The 21,829-nt window shown below is 57.5% G+C and carries 20 protein-coding genes and 1 tRNA gene; 15 read left to right on the top strand and 6 right to left on the bottom strand.

Annotated elements, in window-relative coordinates:
- The first annotated feature begins 40 nt into the window (after window positions 1–40).
- The 7 genes from FDP08_RS09325 (at window position 41) to FDP08_RS09295 (ending at window position 7,052) form a co-directional block, all read left to right on the top strand.
- Window positions 41–745, top strand: a complete 705-nt coding sequence (locus tag FDP08_RS09325; RefSeq protein WP_137435738.1) for a TRAP transporter small permease subunit — start codon at window positions 41–43, stop codon at window positions 743–745.
- Complete coding sequence (locus FDP08_RS09320; RefSeq protein ID WP_137435736.1) at window positions 742–2,277, top strand: TRAP transporter large permease; 1,536 nt, start codon at window positions 742–744, stop codon at window positions 2,275–2,277. Before FDP08_RS09325 ends, FDP08_RS09320 begins: the two co-directional genes overlap by 4 nt.
- 22 nt (window positions 2,278–2,299) lie before the next feature.
- Complete coding sequence (locus tag FDP08_RS09315) at window positions 2,300–2,725, top strand: GlcG/HbpS family heme-binding protein (protein ID WP_137435734.1); 426 nt, start codon at window positions 2,300–2,302, stop codon at window positions 2,723–2,725.
- A 38-nt stretch (window positions 2,726–2,763) separates the two neighbouring features.
- A complete protein-coding gene (locus FDP08_RS09310) occupies window positions 2,764–4,236 on the top strand; it encodes an FAD-linked oxidase C-terminal domain-containing protein (protein WP_137435733.1) in 1,473 nt (490 codons plus the stop codon).
- On the top strand, window positions 4,229–5,293 hold the full coding sequence (gene glcE, locus FDP08_RS09305; protein ID WP_137435731.1) for a glycolate oxidase subunit GlcE: 1,065 nt from the start codon (window positions 4,229–4,231) through the stop codon (window positions 5,291–5,293). Before FDP08_RS09310 ends, glcE begins: the two co-directional genes overlap by 8 nt.
- 21 nt (window positions 5,294–5,314) lie before the next feature.
- Window positions 5,315–6,523, top strand: coding sequence for a glycolate oxidase subunit GlcF (gene glcF, locus FDP08_RS09300; protein WP_137435729.1), 1,209 nt, complete (start codon window positions 5,315–5,317; stop codon window positions 6,521–6,523).
- 82 nt (window positions 6,524–6,605) lie between these two features.
- Window positions 6,606–7,052 carry a DUF4124 domain-containing protein gene (locus FDP08_RS09295; RefSeq protein WP_137435727.1) on the top strand — a complete coding sequence of 149 codons (447 nt, stop codon included), beginning with the start codon at window positions 6,606–6,608 and terminating at the stop codon, window positions 7,050–7,052.
- A gap of 49 nt (window positions 7,053–7,101) precedes the next feature.
- On the opposite strand, the gene FDP08_RS09290 is transcribed toward FDP08_RS09295, so the two are convergent.
- Window positions 7,102–8,073, bottom strand: coding sequence for a calcium/sodium antiporter (locus FDP08_RS09290; protein WP_137435725.1), 972 nt, complete (start codon window positions 8,071–8,073; stop codon window positions 7,102–7,104).
- A 241-nt stretch (window positions 8,074–8,314) separates the two neighbouring features.
- Here FDP08_RS09290 and FDP08_RS09285 point away from each other — a divergent pair, with 241 nt between their 5' ends.
- The 7 genes from FDP08_RS09285 (at window position 8,315) to FDP08_RS09255 (ending at window position 15,803) form a co-directional block, all read left to right on the top strand.
- Window positions 8,315–9,760: a YfcC family protein gene (locus FDP08_RS09285; RefSeq protein WP_228263268.1), complete on the top strand. Its 1,446-nt coding sequence runs from the start codon at window positions 8,315–8,317 to the stop codon at window positions 9,758–9,760.
- Window positions 9,761–9,795: 35 nt separating this feature from the next.
- A complete protein-coding gene (locus FDP08_RS09280) occupies window positions 9,796–11,025 on the top strand; it encodes an arginine deiminase (RefSeq protein ID WP_137435721.1) in 1,230 nt (409 codons plus the stop codon).
- Between the two features lie 18 nt (window positions 11,026–11,043).
- Entirely contained in the window at window positions 11,044–12,045 is a 1,002-nt protein-coding gene (locus FDP08_RS09275) for an ornithine carbamoyltransferase (protein ID WP_137435720.1), read from the top strand.
- A gap of 15 nt (window positions 12,046–12,060) precedes the next feature.
- The gene (arcC, locus tag FDP08_RS09270; protein ID WP_137435718.1) at window positions 12,061–12,966 is read left to right on the top strand and encodes a carbamate kinase; all 906 of its coding nucleotides are present in this window, start codon (window positions 12,061–12,063) and stop codon (window positions 12,964–12,966) included.
- Between the two features lie 84 nt (window positions 12,967–13,050).
- Entirely contained in the window at window positions 13,051–14,688 is a 1,638-nt protein-coding gene (locus tag FDP08_RS09265) for a BCCT family transporter (RefSeq protein ID WP_206077284.1), read from the top strand.
- A 104-nt stretch (window positions 14,689–14,792) separates the two neighbouring features.
- Window positions 14,793–14,993, top strand: a complete 201-nt coding sequence (locus FDP08_RS09260) for a hypothetical protein (RefSeq protein WP_137435716.1) — start codon at window positions 14,793–14,795, stop codon at window positions 14,991–14,993.
- Between the two features lie 57 nt (window positions 14,994–15,050).
- Window positions 15,051–15,803: an NYN domain-containing protein gene (locus FDP08_RS09255; RefSeq protein ID WP_137435714.1), complete on the top strand. Its 753-nt coding sequence runs from the start codon at window positions 15,051–15,053 to the stop codon at window positions 15,801–15,803.
- A 100-nt stretch (window positions 15,804–15,903) separates the two neighbouring features.
- Here the strand turns inward: FDP08_RS09255 and FDP08_RS09250 are convergent, their stop codons facing one another.
- The 5 genes from FDP08_RS09250 to FDP08_RS09230 all read right to left on the bottom strand — a co-directional run bounded on the left by FDP08_RS09250 (window position 15,904) and on the right by FDP08_RS09230 (window position 21,160).
- Window positions 15,904–17,184 (bottom strand): PQQ-dependent sugar dehydrogenase, encoded by a 1,281-nt coding sequence (locus tag FDP08_RS09250; RefSeq protein WP_137435712.1) that lies wholly within the window; start codon window positions 17,182–17,184, stop codon window positions 15,904–15,906.
- 221 nt (window positions 17,185–17,405) lie between these two features.
- A tRNA-Phe gene (locus FDP08_RS09245) sits at window positions 17,406–17,481 on the bottom strand.
- A 106-nt stretch (window positions 17,482–17,587) separates the two neighbouring features.
- Window positions 17,588–17,860, bottom strand: a complete 273-nt coding sequence (locus FDP08_RS09240; protein WP_137435710.1) for an oxidative damage protection protein — start codon at window positions 17,858–17,860, stop codon at window positions 17,588–17,590.
- Window positions 17,861–17,912: 52 nt separating this feature from the next.
- Window positions 17,913–18,977, bottom strand: coding sequence for an A/G-specific adenine glycosylase (gene mutY, locus FDP08_RS09235; protein ID WP_137435708.1), 1,065 nt, complete (start codon window positions 18,975–18,977; stop codon window positions 17,913–17,915).
- Window positions 18,974–21,160, bottom strand: a complete 2,187-nt coding sequence (locus FDP08_RS09230; RefSeq protein ID WP_137435706.1) for an AsmA family protein — start codon at window positions 21,158–21,160, stop codon at window positions 18,974–18,976. Before FDP08_RS09230 ends, mutY begins: the two co-directional genes overlap by 4 nt.
- 196 nt (window positions 21,161–21,356) lie before the next feature.
- Here FDP08_RS09230 and FDP08_RS09225 point away from each other — a divergent pair, with 196 nt between their 5' ends.
- Entirely contained in the window at window positions 21,357–21,818 is a 462-nt protein-coding gene (locus FDP08_RS09225) for an SRPBCC family protein (protein WP_137435705.1), read from the top strand.
- Window positions 21,819–21,829: the final 11 nt, after the last annotated feature.

Raw genomic sequence — 21,829 nt, 5'->3', positions numbered from 1 at the left:
AGTCCCTCCTTCCCCGTTTTGTGGCTGAGGAAGTAACAACATGTCTGATCTTGAAGGTTTCGGATTCGTAATGCCGCACTGGTTCTACTGGGGCTGGCTTGCGGTCATGCCACTGATCATGATGGCCTGGGACAAATGGAGTAGTGGTCACGGAGGCGAGACTGTCGAACCGGAATTGACACCGGCGGAATTGCAGGCGGAAAAAGACGATCCCCTGATTTATCTCCAGTTCGAGGGCAACTGGTTTACCAAAGTAGTGGACTGGATTTGTGACAAGTCCGGGCTGTTCGTGTCGTTCTGGACGATCAATGCCGTTGTGTTCTATTTCTATGGGGTGGTGATGCGCTACCTCTTCAACATGCCGAGCATCTGGGTCCACGAAGCCAGCTTTCTGCTGCTGGGTATGCAATACATGCTGGCTGGCGCATTTGCCATGCTTCATGGCGCCCATGTCCGTGTGGACGTGATGTACAACCTGCTGCCAGTGCGGGGAAGAATTGGCCTGGATATCTTTACGTCCATGTTCTTCTTCATTTTTGCCCTGATTCTGCTGATTACCTCCTGGACCTTCTTCCTGGATTCCTATGCCATGAATGAAACTACGGTTGAGACCTGGGGCATCCAGCACTGGCCGGCGAAAGGCATGATGGTGGTGGGGTCAGTCCTTCTCTTACTCGCAGGCATATCCAAACTGACCAAGGATATTGTTCTGTTCGTCCGTCTTGGCCGGGAGCGCACTGCATGACAACAAATACAACAACTGCACCGGGCAGCAACCTGTTGGGTAAGCTCAGCACCTGGCTGATGATTATCGCCACAGTGGCACTGGCGTTTGTTATCTGTGTGGAAATGATCAACATTCTTTTCTACGACCCCTGGAGCGACGAGAAATTCCTGTTCAAGCTCTCCGGCAGCCTTTCTGATGTCAAGGTCGGGCCTCTGACCTACCTGATGTTCGGTTCTCTGGCCGTGGCCCTGATGATGGGGCTGCCGCTGGCTTTCGTGACCGGTGGTCTCGGGGTGATGTTCATCTACCTGGTAGGCGACGCGATGATGCTGAACCTCGTCCCGGGTCGTATCTTCCCGATGATGACCAACTCTGACCTGGCGGCGATACCGCTGTTTATCTTCATGGCTTCCATGCTTGAGCGCGCGGGCCTGATTGAGGAAATGTTCAGTGTGGTCTACAAGTGGATGGGTGGCCTCAGCGGTGGTCTGGCGACAGCAACGATCCTGGCTTCTACTCTTCTTGCCGCCATGGTGGGAGTCATCGGTGCGGCAGTCGTCACCATGGGTATCATCGCTCTGCCTGCGATGCTCAAACGCGGATATGACCAGAAGATCGCGCTGGGCTCAATCATGGCTGGCGGTACTCTGGGTATACTGATTCCGCCCTCGATCCTGGCGATTCTCTACGCGGTTGTCGCGCAGCAATCGGTCGGTGAATTGTATCTTGGCTCCGTGATCCCGGGCCTGATGCTGTCTTCCATGTACATTGCCTATGTGCTGATCCGCAGCTGGATCAATCCGAAGCTGGGGCCGCCGGTGCCGGTGGAAGAGCGGATTTCCCTGAAGGAAAAGCTCCTCCTCACGAAAAACCTGATTGCTCCACTGGTTTTGGTGTTTCTGGTGTTGGGCCTGTTGTTTGGTGGCATCGCAACGCCGGTGGAAGCGGCTGGTATCGGCTCCTTTGGCGCCATCGTGGTGGCCATGATGCATGGTAAGTTCTCTATTGGCGGGCTGCGGGAAGCATCGGTAACCACTACCAAGGCATCTGCCATGGTGCTGTGGATCATGTTCGGTGCCTCGGTCTTTGTTGGCTTCTACATCCTTCAGGGTGGCCAGCAATTTGTAACGGATGCCATCCTGGGTACTGGCATGTCGCCTTATGGCATTCTTTTCCTGCTGATGTTCCTGTTGGTGGTTCTGGGCATGTTCCTCGACTGGGTTGGCATACTGCTGCTGGCAGTTCCTATCTTCATTCCTATTGTAAAAGCGTTGGAGTTCCCGGGGCTGTTGGGCTTCCCGCCGGTGGCAGGTGATGACGTTGTGCTCTGGTTTGGTGTGCTCTATCTGGTCAATATGCAGATGTCGTTCCTCAGTCCGCCATTCGGGTACGCATTGTTCTACCTCCGCGGTGTATGCCCGCCGGAAATATCCATGGGCACGATTTTCAAATCATCCCTGGTGTTCCTGGCTATTCAGGCGCTCGGTCTTTTCATGTGTATTCTGATCCCTGGTATTGTTACCTGGCTGCCAGGGCTGGTTTACGGTTAATAAAATCAAGGAGTAATGCTCTATGTTGACGATCAAACGACTGGATCTTGCTGACGCACGGATCCTCATCGAAGGCGCTGCCGAAAAGGCTCGCGAAATCGGCGTACCCATGTGCATTGCCATCACTGATGAGTCCGGCAACATGATTGCGTTCGAGCGGATGGACGGTGGCAAGATCACCAGTGTGACCATTGCCCAGGACAAGTCGTTTACCGCGTCGGCCGCGAAGAAGGCCACCCATGACTACAACGCGGTCAACGTGCCTGGCAAGCTGGCCTTCGGTATCCACACCGAGGTCGGTGGCCGCATCAGTTCTGTAGGCGGCGGTCTTCCGGTCATTGTTGATGGCGAGGTTGTCGGTGGCATTGGCATCAGCTCCGGCACACCTCAGCAGGATATGGACTGTGCGCAGGCCGGCATCGACTATTTCGAAACCAAACGTGGTTAAGAGCTGTCATACCTGAAGTCGATCACACAGAGAACGATATGACCACCAAGCCGAAAGTCAGCAGAGCGGAACTGGCGGAACAGTTCCGCGCGTTTATAGACCCGGACTTTGTCATCACCGATGACGAAACCATGAAGCCCTATGAGTGCGATGGCATGTCTATGTACTGCGAGATGCCCATGCTCGTGGTGCTGCCGGAAACCGCCGAGCAGGTGCAGAGGGTAATGCGCATCTGCAATGAGCACGGGGTGCCCGTCGTTGCCCGTGGTGCCGGCACCGGTCTGAGTGCCGGTGCCATGCCTCACAAAGAGGGCGTGGTATTGTCGCTGGCCAAGTTCAACCGCATCCTGGACATCGATCCATTAGCGCGGACGGCACGACTGCAACCGGGTGTTCGCAATCTGGCCATCAGCGAGGAAGTCGCCCAGTTCGGCCTTTATTACGGGCCGGACCCCTCGTCCCAGATCGCCTGTACCATCGGTGGCAACGTGGCAGAGAATTCCGGTGGCGTGCATTGCCTCAAGTACGGGCTGACGGTTCACAACATCCTCAGCCTGGAAATGATCACTGCTGAGGGTGAGCGGGTTAGCGTTGGCAGTGATGCCCTGGATGTTTGCGGCATGGACCTGCTGGCTTTGATGACCGGCTCTGAAGGTCTGCTGGGTATCGTGACGGAAGTGAAAGTGAAACTGCTGCCAAAACCGGAGGTCGCCCAGGTGGTCATGGCCGGCTTCGATAGCGTGCAGAAAGCGGGCGACGCCGTGGGTGGCATCATTTCCCACGGTATTATTCCCGGTGGTCTGGAAATGATGGATGGCCACGCGATCATAGCCGCCGACGATTTTGCACAGGCGGGCTACCCGCGGGAGGCGAAGGCACTGCTGTTGTGTGAGGTGGACGGCACGGAAGAAGAAGTGCACGAGCATATTGCGCAGGCAGAAGCCCTGTTCCGCGAGTTGGGGGCTACCTCGGTAAAGACCTCCCAGAGCGAGGAAGAACGGGCGCTGCTCTGGAAGGGCCGCAAATCCGCGTTTCCGGCGGTAGGCCGTATCTCGCCGGATTACTACTGTATGGATGGCACCATCCCGCGGCGGTACCTGGCCCATGTGCTGCTGGAAATGGAAAAAATGTCGGAGGAATTCGGGCTGCGAGTCGCCAACGTATTCCACGCCGGCGACGGCAACCTGCACCCACTGATCCTGTTTGATGCCAACGTGCCCGGTGAATTCGAGCGCACCGAAGCCTTCGGTGGTCGCATCCTCAACCTCTGCGTGGAAGTCGGCGGCTGTATTACCGGCGAGCACGGCGTAGGCGTGGAGAAAATCCGCCAGATGGCGGTGCAGTTCAACGATGAAGAGCTGCAACAATTCCACGACGTCAAGGCCGCCTTCGACCCGGCCGGTATCCTCAACCCCGGCAAGGGCGTGCCTGCCCTGCGGTTCTGCCAGGAATACCGCTCCCTGGAACACAAACAACACAAGCACGATACGGTGGACGCTGCCCATGGCTGATATCTCACAGACGCTGATAGAGCAGGTTCTCCAGGCCCGACAGACGGGCCAGAAACTCAACATCGAAGGCGGTGGCACCAAGGCCTTCATGGGCCGTGCCGCCGATACCGATGCCGGTACCCTGAAGCTGGATGAACACACCGGCATTGTTGAATACCACCCGGTGGAACTTATCCTGACCGCCCGCGCCGGAACCCCCCTGGCGGAAATCGAAGCCACCCTGGCGGAAGAGGGCCAATGTCTCCACTTCGAGCCGCCCAGGTTTGGTGAAAATTCCACCCTCGGCGGCACCCTGGCCTGCAACCTCTCCGGTCCCGCTAGACCTTGGTCCGGCTCCGTACGGGACCAGGTCCTGGGCATCCGCCTGCTCAATGGCAGGGGAGAGCACCTGCGCTTTGGCGGCCAGGTGATGAAAAACGTGGCCGGCTACGACACCTCCCGGCTCCAGGCCGGCGCCATGGGCACCCTGGGTGTCATCACCGAAGTCAGCCTGAAAGTCATGCCCAGACCGGCCATGTCCGTGACCCTGGTGCAGGACATGGCCCTGGACGATGTCATTCACTACATGAACAGCCGCGCCAAGGAGCCCAAACCCATCACCGGCGCCGCCTGGGTAGACGGCAAAGTCTACCTGCGCCTGGCAGGCGCCAAATCTGCGGTAGAAGCCACCGCCGAAAAATGGTCCGGCGAAGTGATGGAGCAGGGCGGCCAGTTCTGGCAACAGCTTCAGCACATGCAGCACGACTTTTTCGCCGGTGACGAACCACTCTGGCGCTTCTCCGTCGGCTCCACCGCCGAAAACCCGGAGCTGGACGGTCCCTGGCTGATCGACTGGGCCGGCTCCCAGCGCTGGTATCGCGGCGATGCCGATATGGCCAAACTGGAAACCATGGCTCAACTTGCCGGCGGCCAGGTCAGCCTTTTCCGCGGCGGCGACCGCAAGGATGAAGTCATGCACCACCAGCCGAGGGCGTTGAAAGAAATCCAGCAACGGCTGAAAAAGTCGTTCGACCCTGACGGTATTTTTAATCCGGGGCGGCTGTATAGCTGGTTGTGAAAATCAAATAGCAGGTAAAAAATGCAAACCAATTTAGTTCAGCAATTCGCCAACACAGCAGAAGGTCAGGAGGCCGAGTCCATCCTGCGAGCCTGCGTACACTGCGGCTTCTGCACCGCCACCTGCCCAACGTACCAGGAACTGAACGACGAACGCGACGGCCCCCGAGGCCGCATCTACCTGATGAAAATGTTCCTGGAAGGCGAAGAAGTCACCGAAAAATCCCGCGAGCACCTCGACCGCTGCCTCACCTGCCGCAGCTGCGAAACCACCTGCCCCTCCGGCGTGAAATACGGCCGGTTGATCGACATCAGCCGCGGCCTGATGGAACAGGAAATGCCCCGGCCCCCGAAAGAACGCTGGATACGCTGGTCACTCGCCCGCGTACTCCCCAATCGCCAGTTATTCGGCCTGCTATTGCGCATGGGGCAATTTTTCCGCCCCGTATTGCCCGGAAAACTGCGCACCAAAGTGCCCCCCAGAAAACAGGCCAGTCCCTGGCCAGCAGCAAGCCACGAACGCATCGTGCTGGCCCTGGCCGGCTGCGTTCAGCCCTCTGCTACGCCAAACACCAACGCCGCTGCTGCCCGCGTACTCGACCGGCTCGGCATTACCATGGTGGAAGCGCCGGAAGCCGGCTGCTGTGGCGCGGTGAACCATCACCTGTCTGAACACGAAAAAGCCCTGGGCGCCATGCGCCGCAACATTGACGCCTGGTGGCCTGCTATTGATGCCGGTGCCGAAGCCATTATCATGACCGCCTCCGGTTGTGGCGCCATGGTTCAGGATTACGGTCACTTGCTGCGGGACGACCCGGTCTACGCCGCCAAGGCGCAGAAAGTCAGCGACATGACCGTCGACCTCGGCGCCTTCCTGCTGAATCAGGATCTGGAAAAACTGAAGGTTCCAAAGGGCGCAGGCAAGGTCGCCTTCCATTGCCCCTGCACCCTGCAACACGCCATGCAGCAAAGTGGGGTAGTGGACCAGGTGTTACGCAAGGCGGGAATTGAGCTGGCGGATACCAAAGAAAAGCACTTGTGCTGCGGTTCCGCAGGAACCTACTCCATCCTGCAGCCCGAACTCAGTCAGCGCCTGCTGAGCAACAAGCTCAAGGCCCTGACCGTAGACAATCCGGACAGAATCGTCACCGCCAACATCGGTTGCCAGATGCATCTGGAGACCAGGGCGAAGGTGCCGGTACAGCACTGGATCGAATTACTGGACGCCTGATCCATGGCCCGCACCTCTCACTGGCCTGGGGTTTGGTTTACAATGTTTTCGTTATTAAACAGACCACAGGGAGTGGGTTTCGATGCCATGGAGGCAGGTAGCAGTTCTCGCATTTTGGGTTATCCCGGCCGTTTCGACAGCCGAAATGTACACCTGGATTGACGACCAGGGCGTTGCTCATTTTACCGACATAAAACCGGGTGAACGCGAGCACAAACAGGTGGAGCTGAGGCGCCCCTCGCTGATTCCCATGCGGGAGAACATCAGGCGGGGAGAGCGGGTAAGTACCATCAACCGCCAGATCAATCGCAGCCTGGAGGGCGATCACGACGGCAACCGAAAGGCCTCTGCACAGCAGGAAGCCCGTGAACTCAAGCGCAAGAACGCCCGCTGTGCCGGATATCGGGAGCGGCTCGAGCGCATTCAGCAGCAGTTGCGCGCCGGCTACTCCAACGATAAGGGTAACCGACTGCGGCGTCAGCGCCGGGAAGTCAGCCAGAAGCTGTCGCGGGAGTGCCTGCTTGGCTGAGCTGTCCTGGGTGGTTTGGCTTTCCTTTCCTTTCCTTTCCTTTCCTTTCCTATGAGGTGAAGGTGGTTGAAATCAGGTAAGCCGTGTAACCAACAAAACAGGCCACCAGCAAACTACCCTCAACCCGGTTGATTCGCCCCGGGCCGCGGAAGCCGTAGCCCAGTACAAACAACGACAACGTCAGGGCCGACATCACCGCTATATCCCGGTAGAACACCTCTGGCGCCACGGCCATCGGGCTGATGGTACCGGCGATGCCCACAACCGCCAGGGTATTGAACAGGTTGGAGCCCAGTATATTGCCCAGCGCAATGTCATGCTCCCCTTTGCGGGCGGCGATCACAGATGATGCCAGCTCCGGGAGGGACGTACCCACCGCGACAATGGTCAGGCCGATGATCAGGTCGCTCACCCCAAAGCCATGGGCAATCTCAACCGCGCCCCAAACCAGAATCCGCGAGCTGACAATCAGCACCAGCAGGCCGGCAATCAGCCAAATGATCGCATTGCGAAGCGGCATGGTGCGGTGAATCATTTCATCGGCAATCTCCGCGCCAAGGGCGTCGGATTTCCGGGTCATGCCCTGGCGAATGGACCAGGCCAGCAACAGGAAAAATACGCCCAGCAGCACCAGGGCATCCACGAATGTCAGCTCTCCGTCCCACAACTGCCAGGCCGCCAGTGCCGTTACCGCCGCAAGAATTGGCAGCTCCTTGCGCATCACCTGTGATTGAACCGCAATCGGGCTGATCAATGCTGTAATACCCAGGATCAGGGCGATGTTGGTGATGTTGGAACCGTAGGCGTTACCCAGCGCCAGGCCCGGATTACCCTGGGTTGCCGCCAGGGCGGAGACCACCATCTCCGGAGCCGAAGTGCCAAAGCCGACCACTACCATGCCGATCAACAGCGGTGGCATGCCAAAGTGCCCGGCGGTTACCGCTGAGCCCTCAACAAACTTACCGGCACTCCACACCAGTAGAGCGAGGCCGACAGCAATAGCGAGAAACGAGAGAAGCATATTGGTTCCTTGAGTGTGCGTTACAGGCGCCAGCGGACTGAGTGACCTGGTCATTCTGGTTCGGGAGCATACTAGACGCAAACATCGGCATCTCCATCTCAGCAGTTATGCGGATAGGTAATAGACGCACTATCAGCTTCATACTGAATTGACACTGATCACTTCTCATACGGACCTTGAGGTCCATACTTGAAAGGATGGACAGCCCCATCAGTAAGCCACAATGGACAGGAGACGCCACGTGACTGATGAAAAACTCCCTTCATCGAACCCCGAAGAAGACCTTGCAACACGCTTTCCAACTGCCTATACCATCCTTTTTCTGCTGATCATTCTGGTTGCAGCGCTAACCTGGATTATCCCTGCAGGTCAGTACGAGCGCTCCATGAACGACGAGGTAGGGCGGGAAGTTGCGGTGCCTGGCACCTATCAAACCGTGGACCCCAACCCCCAGGGCTTCGTTGATGTGATGCTGGCACCTACGGCAGGCTTTTACGACCCTGACAGCTATGTGGCGAATGCCATTGATGTGGCTTTGTTCGTGCTGTTCCTGGGCGGTTTTCTGGGTGTGATGAACGCCACCGGTGCGATCGATACAGGCATACGCAGCGCCATGCACCGGCTGGAAGGGCGTGAGATCTGGATGATCCCGATACTGATGACGCTGTTTGCGCTGGGGGGAACAACCTACGGAATGGCAGAGGAGACCCTGGCTTTCTATGCCATTCTGATTCCGGTCATTATCTCGGCGGGGTATGACGCCGTCACCGGGGTTGCCATCATTCTGGTGGGGGCCGGTATCGGTGTGCTGGGGTCAACGATCAACCCCTTTGCAACGGTCATTGCCTCCAACGCTGCCGATATTCCCTTTACGGACGGCATTGTGCTTCGGTTCGTGCTGCTTGTAGGCGGCCTTCTCATTTGCGCGGCGTACGTTATGCGCTATGCCCAACGGGTCAAGGCTGATCCATCCCGCTCCGTGGTTGCAAAGCAGAGGGATGCTCATCGCAAACTCTTCCTTCAGGGCCACGATGAGCTGGAAGATTTCGAACTCACCGGTACCCAGAAAATTGCCCTGATCATCTTCACACTGACGTTCATCGTGATGATCTGGGGCGTTTCCTCCCAGGGCTGGTGGATGGCCAGGATGGGCGCTCTGTTCTTTGGTTCCGCCATTGTGATCGGCATCATCGCCCGGCTGGGTGAGAAGAAACTGACCAGCAGCTTTGTCGATGGTGCCCGTGACCTCCTGGGCGTGGCCCTCGTAGTCGGTCTGGCACGGGGCATTGTAGTGATCATGGAGCAGGGCATGATTGCGGATACCATCCTCCACAGTGCCGAGACCACCCTGGGAGGCTTGCCGGAACTGGCGTTTATCAACCTGATGTTCTGGATCGAAGTGGGTATGAGCTTCTTCGTGCCGTCTTCATCGGGCCTGGCGGTACTCTCCATGCCGATCCTGGCTCCGCTGGCGGACTTTGCCAACGTGGGGCGTGATCTGGTCGTCACCGCCTATCAGTCAGCCAACGGTCTGGTAAACCTGATTAATCCGACCTTTGCCGTAGTGGTCGGCGGTCTCGCTATCGGCCGGGTTTCCTACGACCGCTGGCTGGCATTCATCTGGCCCCTGTTGCTGATTCTTACTGTTTTCATCAGTGTGGTGATCAGTATCGGCGCGTTTCTGTAACCCTTTCTTTAACTCCAGGCAAAGGAGCATGCGACATGGTTGAGCACACACTTGGTGTTCACTCTGAAACCGGTACCCTGCGGCAGGTCATCGTCTGCCGCCCGGGGCTTGCCCACCGGAGACTGACGCCTTCCAACTGCGATGCACTGCTGTTTGACGATGTCTTCTGGGTCAAGCAGGCCCAGAAAGATCACGATGTATTCGCCGGGCTGATGCGTGCCCGGGGCGTGGAGGTGCTGGACGTTAATGAACTGCTGGCGGACACACTCGATATTCCCGAGGCGCGGGCCTGGATTCTGGATAACCGGATCACCTGGAACCATATCGGGGTGGGTATGGTGTCTGATCTCCGCGCCTGGATGGATGAACTTCCGGGCCAGACCCTGGCGGAGTTCCTCATCGGCGGACTGGAAGTGGGCGACCTGCCTTTCGATCCCGCCGGACTGTTTGGTAACCATCTGGGGCCGCACGGGTTTGTGCTGCCGCCGCTGCCAAACTTCCTGTTCACCCGTGACAACAGCGCCTGGATCTATGGCGGTGTCACCCTCAACCCGATGTACTGGGCTGCGCGCAAACCGGAGACGCTACTGATGAGCGCGATCTACCGGTTCCACCCGAAGTTCGCTGGCAAGGTCAATGTGCATTGGGGCGACCCTCTCACGGATCATGCCCTGGCGACCCTGGAAGGGGGAGACATCATGCCGGTGGGCAATGGCGCTGTGCTGGTGGGTATGGGCGAACGGTCTTCCCCCCAGGCTATCGGTCAGCTGGCCAGGGCGCTTTTCGCCAACGGTACCGCAGAGCGGGTGATTGCCTGCCAGATCCCCAAGACCCGTTCCGCCATGCACCTGGACACCGTGTTCACCTTCTGTGGCGGCAATGTGGTGACCAGTTTCAAGGAAGTGGCCGATGAGATGGTGTGTTACGACCTGCGCCCGGGTGAGGGTGGCAAACACCTCTCTTTCAATCAGGACGCCCGGCCGCTGTTTGATGTTGTCGCGGATGTACTTGGTTATCCCTCACTGGATGTGGTTGCCACCGGCGGTGACACTCCTGCCGAGCGGGAACGGGAACAGTGGAACGATGGCAATAACGTGCTGGCATTGAGCCCGGGCGTCGTTATTGGCTACGACCGCAACGACGACACCAACGCGGCCCTGGAAGCAGCCGGCATAGAAGTGCTTGCCATCCCCGGCGCGGAGTTGGGCCGGGGCAGAGGCGGTGGCCGCTGTATGAGCTGCCCGACCATACGAGACACAGTCTGACAAGCAAGGAGCACAGTAATGGCTTTCAATCTCAAGAACCGGCATTTCCTGACCCTGAGGGAATTTACTCCCCGGGAGATCAGTTTTTTGCTCAAGCTGTCCGCCGACCTGAAAACCGCCAAGTACGCCGGCACCGAAGTACCGCAGTTACAGGGCAAGGACATAGCGCTGATCTTCGAAAAGAACTCCACCCGAACCCGGGTCGGGTTTGAAGTTGCGGCGTTTGACCAGGGCGCCCGGGTAACCTACCTGGGCCCGACGGGCACTCATATCGGCCACAAGGAATCGGTGAAGGACACCGCCCGGGTGCTTGGCCGCGTGTATGACGCCATCGAATACCGGGGCTTCGGCCAGGCGGTTGTTGAGGAACTGGCGCAATATGCCGGTGTGCCTGTCTACAACGGCCTGACCAATGAGTTCCACCCCACACAGATACTGGCGGATTTCCTGACCATGCAGGAAAACGTGGAAAAGCCACTGAGGGATGTTGCGTTTGTATTCATTGGAGACGCCGCCAACAACATGGGCGACAGCCTGCTGATAGGCGGCGCCAAGATGGGTATGGACGTACGCCTGTGCGCTCCCAAAGCCTGCTGGCCGAGCGAAGCGATTCAGAAGGAAGCGCAGACTATTGCCACTGGTACTGGTGCCCGGATCATGATCACCGAGGACATTGATGCCGCCGTGAAGGGCGTGGATTTTGTCTATACCGACGTGTGGGTGTCCATGGGCGAACCCAAGGAAAAGTGGGCAGAGCGGATTAAACTGCTGCAGCCCTACCAGGTCAATGCAGCCCTGATGGAGAAAACCGGTAACCCCCGGGCAAGGTTCATGCATTGCCTGCCGGCGTTTCATAACACCGAAACTACCGTGGGCAAGGAGATGCAGGCGGAGTTCGGCATTGACGCCATGGAAGTCACCGACGACGTCTTTGAAAGCCCCGCTTCCATCGTGTTCGATCAGGCCGAGAACCGGATGCACACCATCAAGGCGGTGCTCGTCGCCACTCTTGGAAGCTGAGATAAGGAGATCGACATGCTTGTGGTAGCAGCACTTGGAGGAAATGCCCTGTTGCGGCGCGGCGAGCCACTGACCGCCGAGGCCCAGCGCGCCAACGTAAAAATTGCCGCCGAATCACTGGCCGACATCGCCCGCGCCGGCCACCAGTTGGTCGTCACCCACGGCAACGGCCCCCAGGTAGGCTTACTGGCGCTGCAGGGTGCCGCCTACAAACCGGACGAAGCCTATCCCCTGGACGTACTGGGCGCCGAAACAGAGGGCATGATCGGCTACATCATTGAGCAGGAACTGGAAAATGCCCTGGATCATGACCGGCCAGTAGCCACCCTGCTGACCCAGGTTCTGGTGGACAAGGACGACCCCGCCTTCAAAAAACCCACGAAATTTGTCGGGCCGGTGTATGACAAGGCAGAGGCCGAGACCAAGGCTGAAGCCGCCGGTTGGCACATCGCCCAGGATGGCGACAAGTGGCGTCGGGTAGTGCCTTCGCCCAAGCCCCTGGAGATACCCGATATGCGGGTGCTGCAGCTACTGCTGGAGCAGGGCGTTGTGGTGATCTGTGCCGGCGGTGGTGGCATCCCCATTCTGCGCCGGGACGACGGCAGCATGATCGGCATCGAAGCCGTGATCGACAAAGACGCCGCCAGCGCACTACTGGCACGCCAATTGGGAGCCGATGCCTTGTTGCTCCTCACAGATGTAGACGCTATCTACCGTGATTTCGGCAAAGACACCGCCGCTCCCATTCATGAACTGACGCTCGATGAGGCGCGCAAACTGGACCTTCCCGCAGGCTCCATGGGCCCCAAAATGGCCGCCGCCGGCAACTTCGCAGAAAGTGGTGGTGTCAGTGGTATTGGTAAGCTGGAGGATGCGCTGGCGATTCTTGAACGCAGGGCGGGAACAAGTGTTGTAAGCTAGTGCATCAGGGATGGTGCTGGTCGTATACCGGGGCCGTCTCTGGATTTCTGTTTTTAAACTTACCGAACCGTGGATATCCTGAGCATGAATAATCGCCCAGGCTGGGTTTTTTACCTCTCGATTTTACTGCTTGCCGTTTTCGTCGGCGCAGGGATTCTTCTCCCGGAACAGCTTGCCAACTGGGCCGATACCGGCCTGGAATTCACCACGGTGCATTTCGGTTGGCTCTACCTGTTTGCCACCACGGGTTTTCTGGTGTTCTGTATCGCCGTGGCCGCCAGTGATTATGGTCACATTCGTCTGGGTGCAGACGGTGAGGCGCCGGAGTTTCCGTATCTGACCTGGCTGGGCATGATCTTTTCCTCCGGTATGGGGGTGGGCCTTGTGTTCTGGGCGGTGGCGGAACCCATGAGCCACTTTATGGCGCCTCCGTTTGGCGGCGCCGAGGCTGAAAGCCCCCACGCCGCCAGCCTTGCCATGCGTTATTCCCTGTTCCACTGGGGGTTTCATCAGTGGGCCAATTTCGCAGTGGTGGGGCTTGCCATTGCCTACGTGCGCTTCCGTAGGCAACGCCCGGGACTGATCAGCGAGACTTTCCGCGCGTCCATCGGTCACCGTGTAGACGGCAGCATTGGTCATGGCATCAATACCCTGGCTGTCATTTCTACCGTATTTGGCGTAGCAACCACGCTCGGGCTCGGGGTAATACAGATCAACAGCGGGCTGGTGTCGGTGAGCGACATCGGTTTTGGCGCCAATCAGCAGCTGTTTATCCTGGGGGCGATTGCAGTGGTTTTCCTGCTCTGTGCCCTGGCTCCGCTGGAAAGTGGCGTGCGTTACGTCAGTGACGCCAACATGGTGCTGGCGGCGTTCCTGCTGGCATTCGTTTTCTTTTTCGGCCCCACCGACTTCATTACCGCCGCTATGACCAACGCCATTGGCGACTATTTTGCTAATATGATGGGTATGAGCCTGGTGATGACCCCCTACACCGGTGATGACTGGGTTGAGCGCTGGACCATATTCTACTGGGCCTGGGGGCTGTCCTGGGCACCATTTGTTGGCAGCTTTATCGCACGTATCTCGCGCGGCAGAACCATTCGCGAGTTTGTCTTCGGAGTGATCGGCACACCGGTGTTGCTAAGTATCTTCTGGTTTTCCACCTTTGGCGGTTCAGCGCTCTATTTCGAACTGTTCGAAGGCGCTGCCCTCGGCGAGGCCGTTACCCGGGAAATGAGTTCCGCGCTCTTCGCCACCCTGGATTTCCTGCCAGGCACCTCTATCATCAGCGCCCTGATGTTGGTGTTGATCGTCCTGTTCGTCATCACCTCAGCCAACTCCGCCACCTTTGTTCTGGGAATGTTTACCAGCAAGGGCACGCTCACCCCGAAACGCTGGTTGCGGGTCACCTGGGGTCTGGTTCAGGTACTGGTCGCCGGGGTGCTTCTGATCAGTGGCGGCCTGGCCGCGCTACAGACAATTTCCATTCTGGCGGCGTTTCCCTTTATGGTGTTGATGATCTTCATGGCGGTGTCCCTTCTCAAATCGCTGCGCGATGAACAGCGTCAGCTAGAACTCCACGAGGCGATTACCCGTGGACGCATGATGCAGTTATTGGAAGAGCACGACAGAGCAAAAGCCGAACAACTGGCGGAAGCGGGTCTGATTGAGCCAGAGATCGAGTACGAAGAAGATGAGACAATGCCGGAGGACAGAACCTGACCTCACGACTAAAGACGTCCATTCGTAGTCGGATTTGAAGAAAATGGACACCGGTCTGGTTCACAGGTGCGTGTGGCGGGAACACCTTTGGAGGAGATGGTATAATGACCGGACTGACATACAGCCAACCAGCCAGGGAGTTATCCAGCATGGCGAAGAAACGGGCAAAGCCCACACAACACAGCGCTATTCAGCGTGAACTGAAAACCCCGAAGTACCAGATGCGGGTGGTGGAAGACAAAAGCAAATATAAGCGGAAGCGGGACAAAGTGGTACAAATCGAGGATTTCCGCAAGGCTGCCTGAAGGGTGGTTTTGCGGAAGTCCTTGATGTAGCTGCTCCGAACAAAAGGAAGAAGTACATTGAAGGATCTTGAACAGCACAAGAAAATCGCCGTTCTGATCGATGCCGATAACGCCCAGCTGTCAAAGCTGCCGCTGATTATTGAAGAGCTGTCTTCCCATGGTCACGTGGTTGTGAAACGGGCGTACGGCGATTGGTCGATAGACAGCCTCAAAAACTGGAAGACCGTTCTGAATGAACTGGCGATCCAGCCCATCCAGCAGTTCGCCTACACCAAAGGCAAGAACGCCACTGATGCATCGATGATCATTGACGCGATGGATCTGCTCTATTCGTCGAAGTTTGATGCGTTCGCCCTGGTGTCCAGCGACAGTGACTTCACGAAACTGGCCTCCCGGCTCAGGGAAGCCGAGATATACGTGTTCGGATTTGGCGAAAAAAAGACGCCGGTCTCGTTCAGAAGTGCGTGTGACGACTTTCTGTTTACCGAGAACCTGGAGTACCCGGAAGAAGAGGAAGCCGCGCCTGACGAGCCCACCAAATCGAAAACCCCACGCAAGAAGCAGGAAAAACTCCCCGAGGAAGTCGCGCTGTTAAAAAGGGCCTGGGAGCAAACCCAGGACGACCAGGGATGGGCAACCTTCTCCGCCGCCGGCTCGTTCCTTAAGCGCACCCGCCCGGATTTTGACCCGCGAACCTATGGTGCCAAGAAGTTTTCTGATTTGCTGGTCGACAGGTCTGAGTACTTTGCCGTTAAAAAGGGACCAAATGGGCAGGGGTATCGGGCCTACAAGCCCGTGGACCAGAAATAGGACCGGATTTCAGCAACGATAGAGCACTGATATCTTCAGAATGTGGCGTTGGCATTGCGATGTTAGCCGCACTGCCGGGAGGCAGTGCGGCTGGGCAGGCTCAGTTTGGAGTGATCCGGTAGATCTGACCCTCATCCACTGCAGTAAACAGATCACCCTCGGGTCCAACAACCAGTGAGCGGAAGCGGGCTGAGCCCTCGGGCACCGTCATTTCGACAATGTCCCCTACGGAAGTAGCGTCCTTCTCAAGGTCGATAACATTGATCCGCTGGCCGACAGGCGTGCCCCCGAAACCGATGCCCAGGAAGCTGACAACCAGGCGGCCATCCCAGTCACCCCATTTCTCGCCCCTCAGGAAAGCAGCGCTGCTGATGCCCTGAGAGAGACCGTTGTTATCCCACACAGGTGTCATGGCATCAGGGTAGGTTTGGGTGTCTGTCATTGGCATGTAGTCAGATCTTTTTTCCGGATCCATGCCCTCTTTCTGATTCGGCTGATAACCGCAATAGTCGTCTGGGCAATCGCCGCGTCCGGCCATATTTGGGCGTGGGTCCCAACCGCTGTTGGCACCAGCAACCAAGGCATTGATCTCATCAGTATGCCAGGGGCCATGTTCGGTAATGATCGGCTGCGAGGTTTCCGGATGGAAGGCCAGGCCCTGAACATTGCGGTGTCCGTAGGTGAAAATCCTCGGGTCAAAGCCATCCGGTGTGGCTTCAGCGTTATCGGGTGCTGCTTCGCCGTTCCTGTCGATACGCAGTACTTTGCCGCCAAGCTTGTCCCCGGCCTGGGGCAGCGCACTATTATGGTTGTCGCCGGTGGGAACATACAGGTAACCATCCGGGCCGAAACGGACGCGGCCGCCATTGTGCGCGCCGGGATCACCGAACGGATGATCAGTGGGTGCCTCTTTGAAGGGAATGTCTTCAACGATATCCATGCGGTTCGCAACCTCACTGAGATCTTCGCTCACCCTGAGCCGGACGACCCGGTTAGTGGGCGGATTACTCATGCTGGATGCGGAATAGACGTAGACGTTTCGGTTGTCAGAAAAGTCGGGATCAATAGCCACACCGTTCATACCGGCTTGTCCCTCGCAGATAAGGTCATCTGCAGTGCTGCTGTAGCCTTCGGTGCCACTCATTCCCAGAAGATTATTGACCTCGCCATTGGGCAGTCGTACCGATAATCCCTTGCATTTTTCAGTAAAAAACATGGCTCCATCAGGTAGAAAAGCCATATCCCAGGGACTTTCCAGGTCGGACAACACGGTGCTCTGTTCAAGGTCAGGTGCGGCGGCATTGGTAGCCACAGGCAGACTGACAATAAGAGCCGTGGCGGCGAACGCGCCAAGCGGCCATTTCGTTAGTTGTCGAAACATTGCAAGTTACTCCCATCATCGTTGTTTACTTTCAGGGTGTGTGACTTTTGAATGCACGATCACTAAATAAGTGTAGATCCGCTGGTTGGGTGGTCAAGAATTATACAAACTCTGCCTGGGCTGCTGATCAGAACTGGTATAGGAAGAAAGGAAGTCAGTGAAGGGGGGCATTCCAGAAATAACAAAGCCCGCTCAAGGGCGGGCTTTGTTATTGAATCTGATGGTGCCCGGAGGCGGAATCGAACCACCGACACGGGGATTTTCAATCCCCTGCTCTACCAACTGAGCTATCCGGGCGCGTTGCAGTACTGCTGTGCAACGGGGCGCTATTAAACCGGTTTAGGTTGCCTGAGTCAAGGCTGTTCCGGGAAAATTTTAATAGGCGCTTCCACAAGTTGCGAGACTAATTCTCTGGCGGAACATAACCTTCGGCCTTGTCGAATGGCTCGTTGTTGAAGAAGCGTTCCATCTGCGCCTGCAGGTACTTGCGGGTGTTGGGGTCCATCAGGCTCAAGTGCTTTTCGTTGATCAGCATGGTTTGCTGGGCCTGCCATTCTTCCCAGGCTTTCTTGCTGACGTTCTCGTAGATGTCTTCGCCTTTCTTGCCCGGCATGGGCGGGAAGTCCAGCCCTTCAAGTTCTTCCTGGTATTTACGACAGAATACGGTGCGGCTCATGTCTGCTCCTGTTTGGAGGTCGTGTTGCTCAATCTGCAGGGATGATAACAGATCAGAGCAGGACGGTTTGTTCCGGTGAGGTCAGCAGGGTGCGGATGGGTGCCGGCAGGCCCAGGGTCAGTGCCTGGTCCCGGTGAATCCATTGATGGTTCTCTGTGTCGTTGACCCGCGCGGAACTGTGCACGGTTAGCCGCGCTGGCTGGATGTGCAGGTGGTAGTGACTGAAGGTGTGGCGGAAACCGCTGGTAAGTTCCGGTTCGCTGCAGTTGAAGCCGAAGGCCTGTTCGCAGGCATCTGGCAGCTCTTCCGGGCTGTAGGCCGGGTCCAGTTCCGGCAGGCTCCAGAGGCCGCCCCAGATGCCACTGGGCGGCCTGCGTTCCAGCAGGATGCGCCCCTGGTGATCTTCCAGTATCACCATCCAGGTGGTTTTCTCTGGTTTGGCCTTTTTGGGTTTGGAGCCGGGGTAGAGGCTGGTTGCGCTCGTGGCGTAGGCTTCGCATCCGGCCCGCAGCGGGCAGCTTTCGCAAGCCGGTCGGCTGCGGCTGCACACTATGGCACCCAGGTCCATGATGGCCTGGGTGTAGTCACGGATGCGCTCTTCGGGCGTGTGCTCTTCGGCACGCTCCCACAGCTGGTTCAGTACGCTGGTTTTGCCGGGCCAGCCGGCAATGGCGTGGTAGCGGGCCAGAACCCGCTTTACGTTGCCGTCCAGAATAGCGGCCCGCTGCTGGTGTGCCTGGGCCAGGATGGCTGCAGCGGTCGAGCGGCCGATACCGGGCAGGGCCTGCAGTTGTTCGAGGTTTTTGGGGAAGTGTCCGTCGTGCTCCTCCACCACTTGCCGGGCAGCCTTTTGCAGGTTGCGGGCGCGGGCGTAGTAACCGAGTCCGGACCAATGACTAAGCACATCATCTACCGGAGCCGTGGCCAGCGCTTTCACATTGGGAAAGCGCTGCATGAAGGCTTCGAAGTAGGGGATAACGGTAGTGACCTGGGTCTGCTGTAGCATGATTTCCGAAACCCATACGCGGTATGGGTTTCGGTCATGGTGCCAGGGCAGGTCGTGCCTGCCGTTTTCGTCGTACCAGGCCAACAGCTTGCGGGCAAAACGGTCGCTCATTGGCCGAATAGGCCCTTCAGGGCATCTTTTACCTGCTCGCCGCCTTGCTCGCCCAGCTTTTCTTTCAGCTTCTCGGAAACCTTCTCTTCCGCTTTTGATTTTGCCTCGTCAACTTTTTCATCTGCTTTGGCCTTCGCCGCATTCGCAGCGATGGTCTTGATGGTGTCGCGGAAGCGGGAGCCGTCGAAGGAGCACAGGCCGGCCGGGTCTTCGGTATAGTCACCGCGGCACTCAACAGGAATGACCACGTTTTCCACGTACTCGGTTACCCGGCAGGCTTCATCCCGGTGGATTTCACCGACGATGCGAAGGCCAATTTCGTAATCCAGGTTGGAGGCGGCCAGATCCACTGTACCGTCGCCTTCCAGCCTCATGCCGGCAAGGGCAGCAACCAGATCGGTGTTAGTAAGGGTGTTGCCATCGATCCTGAGTGTGCCCTTCATATCGTTGAACGGGGTGCTAGTGCCCCAACCCGAGCTGCCCAGCTGTTCCTGATTGACCAGGGCAATGCCCTGGCAGGCCATGCGGGTAAGGTTCATTCGGGTGAACTCGCCTTCAGCCAGGTTGAAGTTTATCTCGCCTTTGGCATTGCTGCGCAGGTCGGAAATACGGTTGCCGGAGGTTTTAACGTTGACGGACATGTTGGCACCGCCGGAAAGCATATCCATATCAGCCAGGTCTGCCAGCAGGGGCAGTGTCTGAACGCCTTTGATGTCCTTGTTGATGGTCCATTGAGGGTTATCAGTGCGGGCGTCCAGGGTAACATTGGAGTCAAACGAGCCGTAGTAGAGCTGGCCGCTGAAATCTTCCACCTTCAGCACACCGTTGCGGGCAGAGATGACCGATTTGATCTCGTTGATGGTGAGGTTGCTGACAATCAGCTCACCCAGCCCGAGGTTGATGTCCAGTACCAGTGAACGCAGGGTTTCCAGTGGCAGCAGGTCGCCTTCCTCTGCGGAGCCGCCCCCGCCCCCTTGTGGCGTTTCTTCAGTGGCAGCTTCTTCATCACTGGCGGGTGGGAGGTAGCGGTCGGCATTAATGGCATCACCCTGCAGATTCAGACCTACGGCGCTGTTGGCAAGGGTATAGCTGGCGTCACCGCGGAAGGTGGTGTCGTCCAGGCTGATGGTCAGGTCGCTCAGTTCCACAGTGCCGGCAGGACCGCCGATGTTGGTTGAGAAGGCCAGGGCCTTCATCACTTCAGGGTCTTCCGTTTCGATGGCCGGTTGGCCCATGGCGGCCAGCAGGGCTTTCAGGGAGAACTCGTCAATGCTGAGGCTGCCTTCGAGCTTCGGCTTGTCACCAAAACCGTTCACAGAAAGGTCGGTGTTCAGCTTCAAGTCTGCCAGACTGGCGGTAAAGCCGCTGAGGGTTGCGGTTTCGTTCTCCAGGTTGGCTTCCAGGGAGCCGGCAAGCTCGGCACGAACAGTCTCTCCACCAAACGGTTCCCCGCTCATGTCAAAGATTGCCTTGAGGCCGGATACGCCAAACTCATTCAGCGCTTCGTTGGCTGCAAGTCGGGCGTTGATGTCGCCCTTGACTGCAAACTGGGGCTGGTTGGTGGCAAACCGGAAAGCAACGTTCAGTGGAAAGCTGGAGCCAAGGGTGATTTCGCTGGCATTAAGAGTGAAGTCTTCCAGAGTGAAAGCCTGGCCGGTACCCTTGTCCTCGTAGTGAACGCGGGCATTGCTGATTTCCACGCTTTCCACATTGAAGTTCAGTGGCTCTCTGTCACCGGCGGGTTCGTCGGCAGTTTCCTCGGCGGCGGGCTTTTCCTGCTCCGGCTTGGCTTCGCCTTCCGGCATGATCCTTGTCCAGTTGCCGTTGCCGTTCTCGTCCACAGACAGGTTGGCGTCCAGGCCGTTCAGCAGAAAGGTGTCCACCCTGGGCGACATGGTTACCAGTGACCAGAAACTCAGCTTGGCGACCAGTTGATCCAGGCGAACCAGCCGTTCGTCTTCCAGAGTTGCCTCGACATCGTTCAGTTCCAGGCCCAGCGGGATAAAGGACCAGCCAATATCGCCAGCCAGAATCAGGTCGAGATTGGTGCTGTCCTCGACCGCCTTCTCGATCTGCGGCTTGTAAGTGTTGGGGTCAATGACGGCAACGGCAACAGCCACGGCGGCAATGGCCAGGATGATCAGGCCGACAATGGCGAGAGCCACATAACGAACAGCTTTCATGGTTCTGGCGTCCTTCCTTTAATTCATGTCCGGTTATTGGGCAGATTAGCAGCCCAAGCATAACCCAGGGGTAACAAAATAAAAGCCTGGATGTATGACAATACGTTAGTGATCAGCCAAAATAGGCATCTTATTTCCTGACGACTTTTTAACAGCAACGTAATGCGCATCTTACAACGATAAAAAGGAGCAAGCAGTGGCTATAACTGTCTCTATTGAGCTGAACCGTGAGTTAGATCTGCCAGCCGGATATGACAAGGTTTTTGAACTTCTGGCAGATGTACCGGAGTCAGCCAGCCATTTCCCCAAGGTGCATAAACTGGTGGATCTGGGTGACAACACCTATCGCTGGGAAATGGAAAAAGTAGGGGTGGACAAGCATGCCATCCAATCGGTTTACGCCTGCAAGTATTACCCGGACAAGGACAACGGCAAAATCACCTGGGAGCCGGTGAAAGGTGAGGGCAATGGCGTGGTAAAAGGCTCCTGGACCCTCAAGGCAAAAGACGACAACACCACTTCGGTGAAATTCCAGACCAGCGCCGAGCTGACCGTGCCACTGCCGAGCCTGCTGAAACTGGCGATCAGCCCGGTGATCAAGCATGAGTTCAACAGCCTGGTGGACACCTACATGAGTAACCTGAAAAAAGCCTTCTGATGCCTGCGGCT

The organism is Marinobacter panjinensis (assembly GCF_005298175.1).
Lineage (GTDB): Bacteria > Pseudomonadota > Gammaproteobacteria > Pseudomonadales > Oleiphilaceae > Marinobacter > Marinobacter panjinensis.
This window is presented reverse-complemented; position numbering and strand designations above follow the sequence as displayed.

Excerpts from the sequence above, each read along its gene's own strand:
- FDP08_RS09310 (WP_137435733.1), top strand. The coding sequence starts at position 2,764 with ATGACCACCAAGCCGAAAGTCAGCAGAGCGGAACTGGCGGAACAGTTC.
- FDP08_RS09260 (WP_137435716.1), top strand. The coding sequence starts at position 14,793 with ATGACCGGACTGACATACAGCCAACCAGCCAGGGAGTTATCCAGCATG.
- FDP08_RS09280 (WP_137435721.1), top strand. The coding sequence starts at position 9,796 with ATGGTTGAGCACACACTTGGTGTTCACTCTGAAACCGGTACCCTGCGG.
- mutY (WP_137435708.1), bottom strand. The coding sequence starts at position 18,977 with ATGAGCGACCGTTTTGCCCGCAAGCTGTTGGCCTGGTACGACGAAAAC.
- glcF (WP_137435729.1), top strand. The coding sequence starts at position 5,315 with ATGCAAACCAATTTAGTTCAGCAATTCGCCAACACAGCAGAAGGTCAG.
- FDP08_RS09265 (WP_206077284.1), top strand. The coding sequence starts at position 13,051 with ATGAATAATCGCCCAGGCTGGGTTTTTTACCTCTCGATTTTACTGCTT.
- glcE (WP_137435731.1), top strand. The coding sequence starts at position 4,229 with ATGGCTGATATCTCACAGACGCTGATAGAGCAGGTTCTCCAGGCCCGA.
- FDP08_RS09320 (WP_137435736.1), top strand. The coding sequence starts at position 742 with ATGACAACAAATACAACAACTGCACCGGGCAGCAACCTGTTGGGTAAG.
- arcC (WP_137435718.1), top strand. The coding sequence starts at position 12,061 with ATGCTTGTGGTAGCAGCACTTGGAGGAAATGCCCTGTTGCGGCGCGGC.
- FDP08_RS09325 (WP_137435738.1), top strand. The coding sequence starts at position 41 with ATGTCTGATCTTGAAGGTTTCGGATTCGTAATGCCGCACTGGTTCTAC.
- FDP08_RS09250 (WP_137435712.1), bottom strand. The coding sequence starts at position 17,184 with ATGTTTCGACAACTAACGAAATGGCCGCTTGGCGCGTTCGCCGCCACG.
- FDP08_RS09315 (WP_137435734.1), top strand. The coding sequence starts at position 2,300 with ATGTTGACGATCAAACGACTGGATCTTGCTGACGCACGGATCCTCATC.
- FDP08_RS09230 (WP_137435706.1), bottom strand. The coding sequence starts at position 21,160 with ATGAAAGCTGTTCGTTATGTGGCTCTCGCCATTGTCGGCCTGATCATC.
- FDP08_RS09240 (WP_137435710.1), bottom strand. The coding sequence starts at position 17,860 with ATGAGCCGCACCGTATTCTGTCGTAAATACCAGGAAGAACTTGAAGGG.
- FDP08_RS09290 (WP_137435725.1), bottom strand. The coding sequence starts at position 8,073 with ATGCTTCTCTCGTTTCTCGCTATTGCTGTCGGCCTCGCTCTACTGGTG.
- FDP08_RS09275 (WP_137435720.1), top strand. The coding sequence starts at position 11,044 with ATGGCTTTCAATCTCAAGAACCGGCATTTCCTGACCCTGAGGGAATTT.
- FDP08_RS09295 (WP_137435727.1), top strand. The coding sequence starts at position 6,606 with ATGCCATGGAGGCAGGTAGCAGTTCTCGCATTTTGGGTTATCCCGGCC.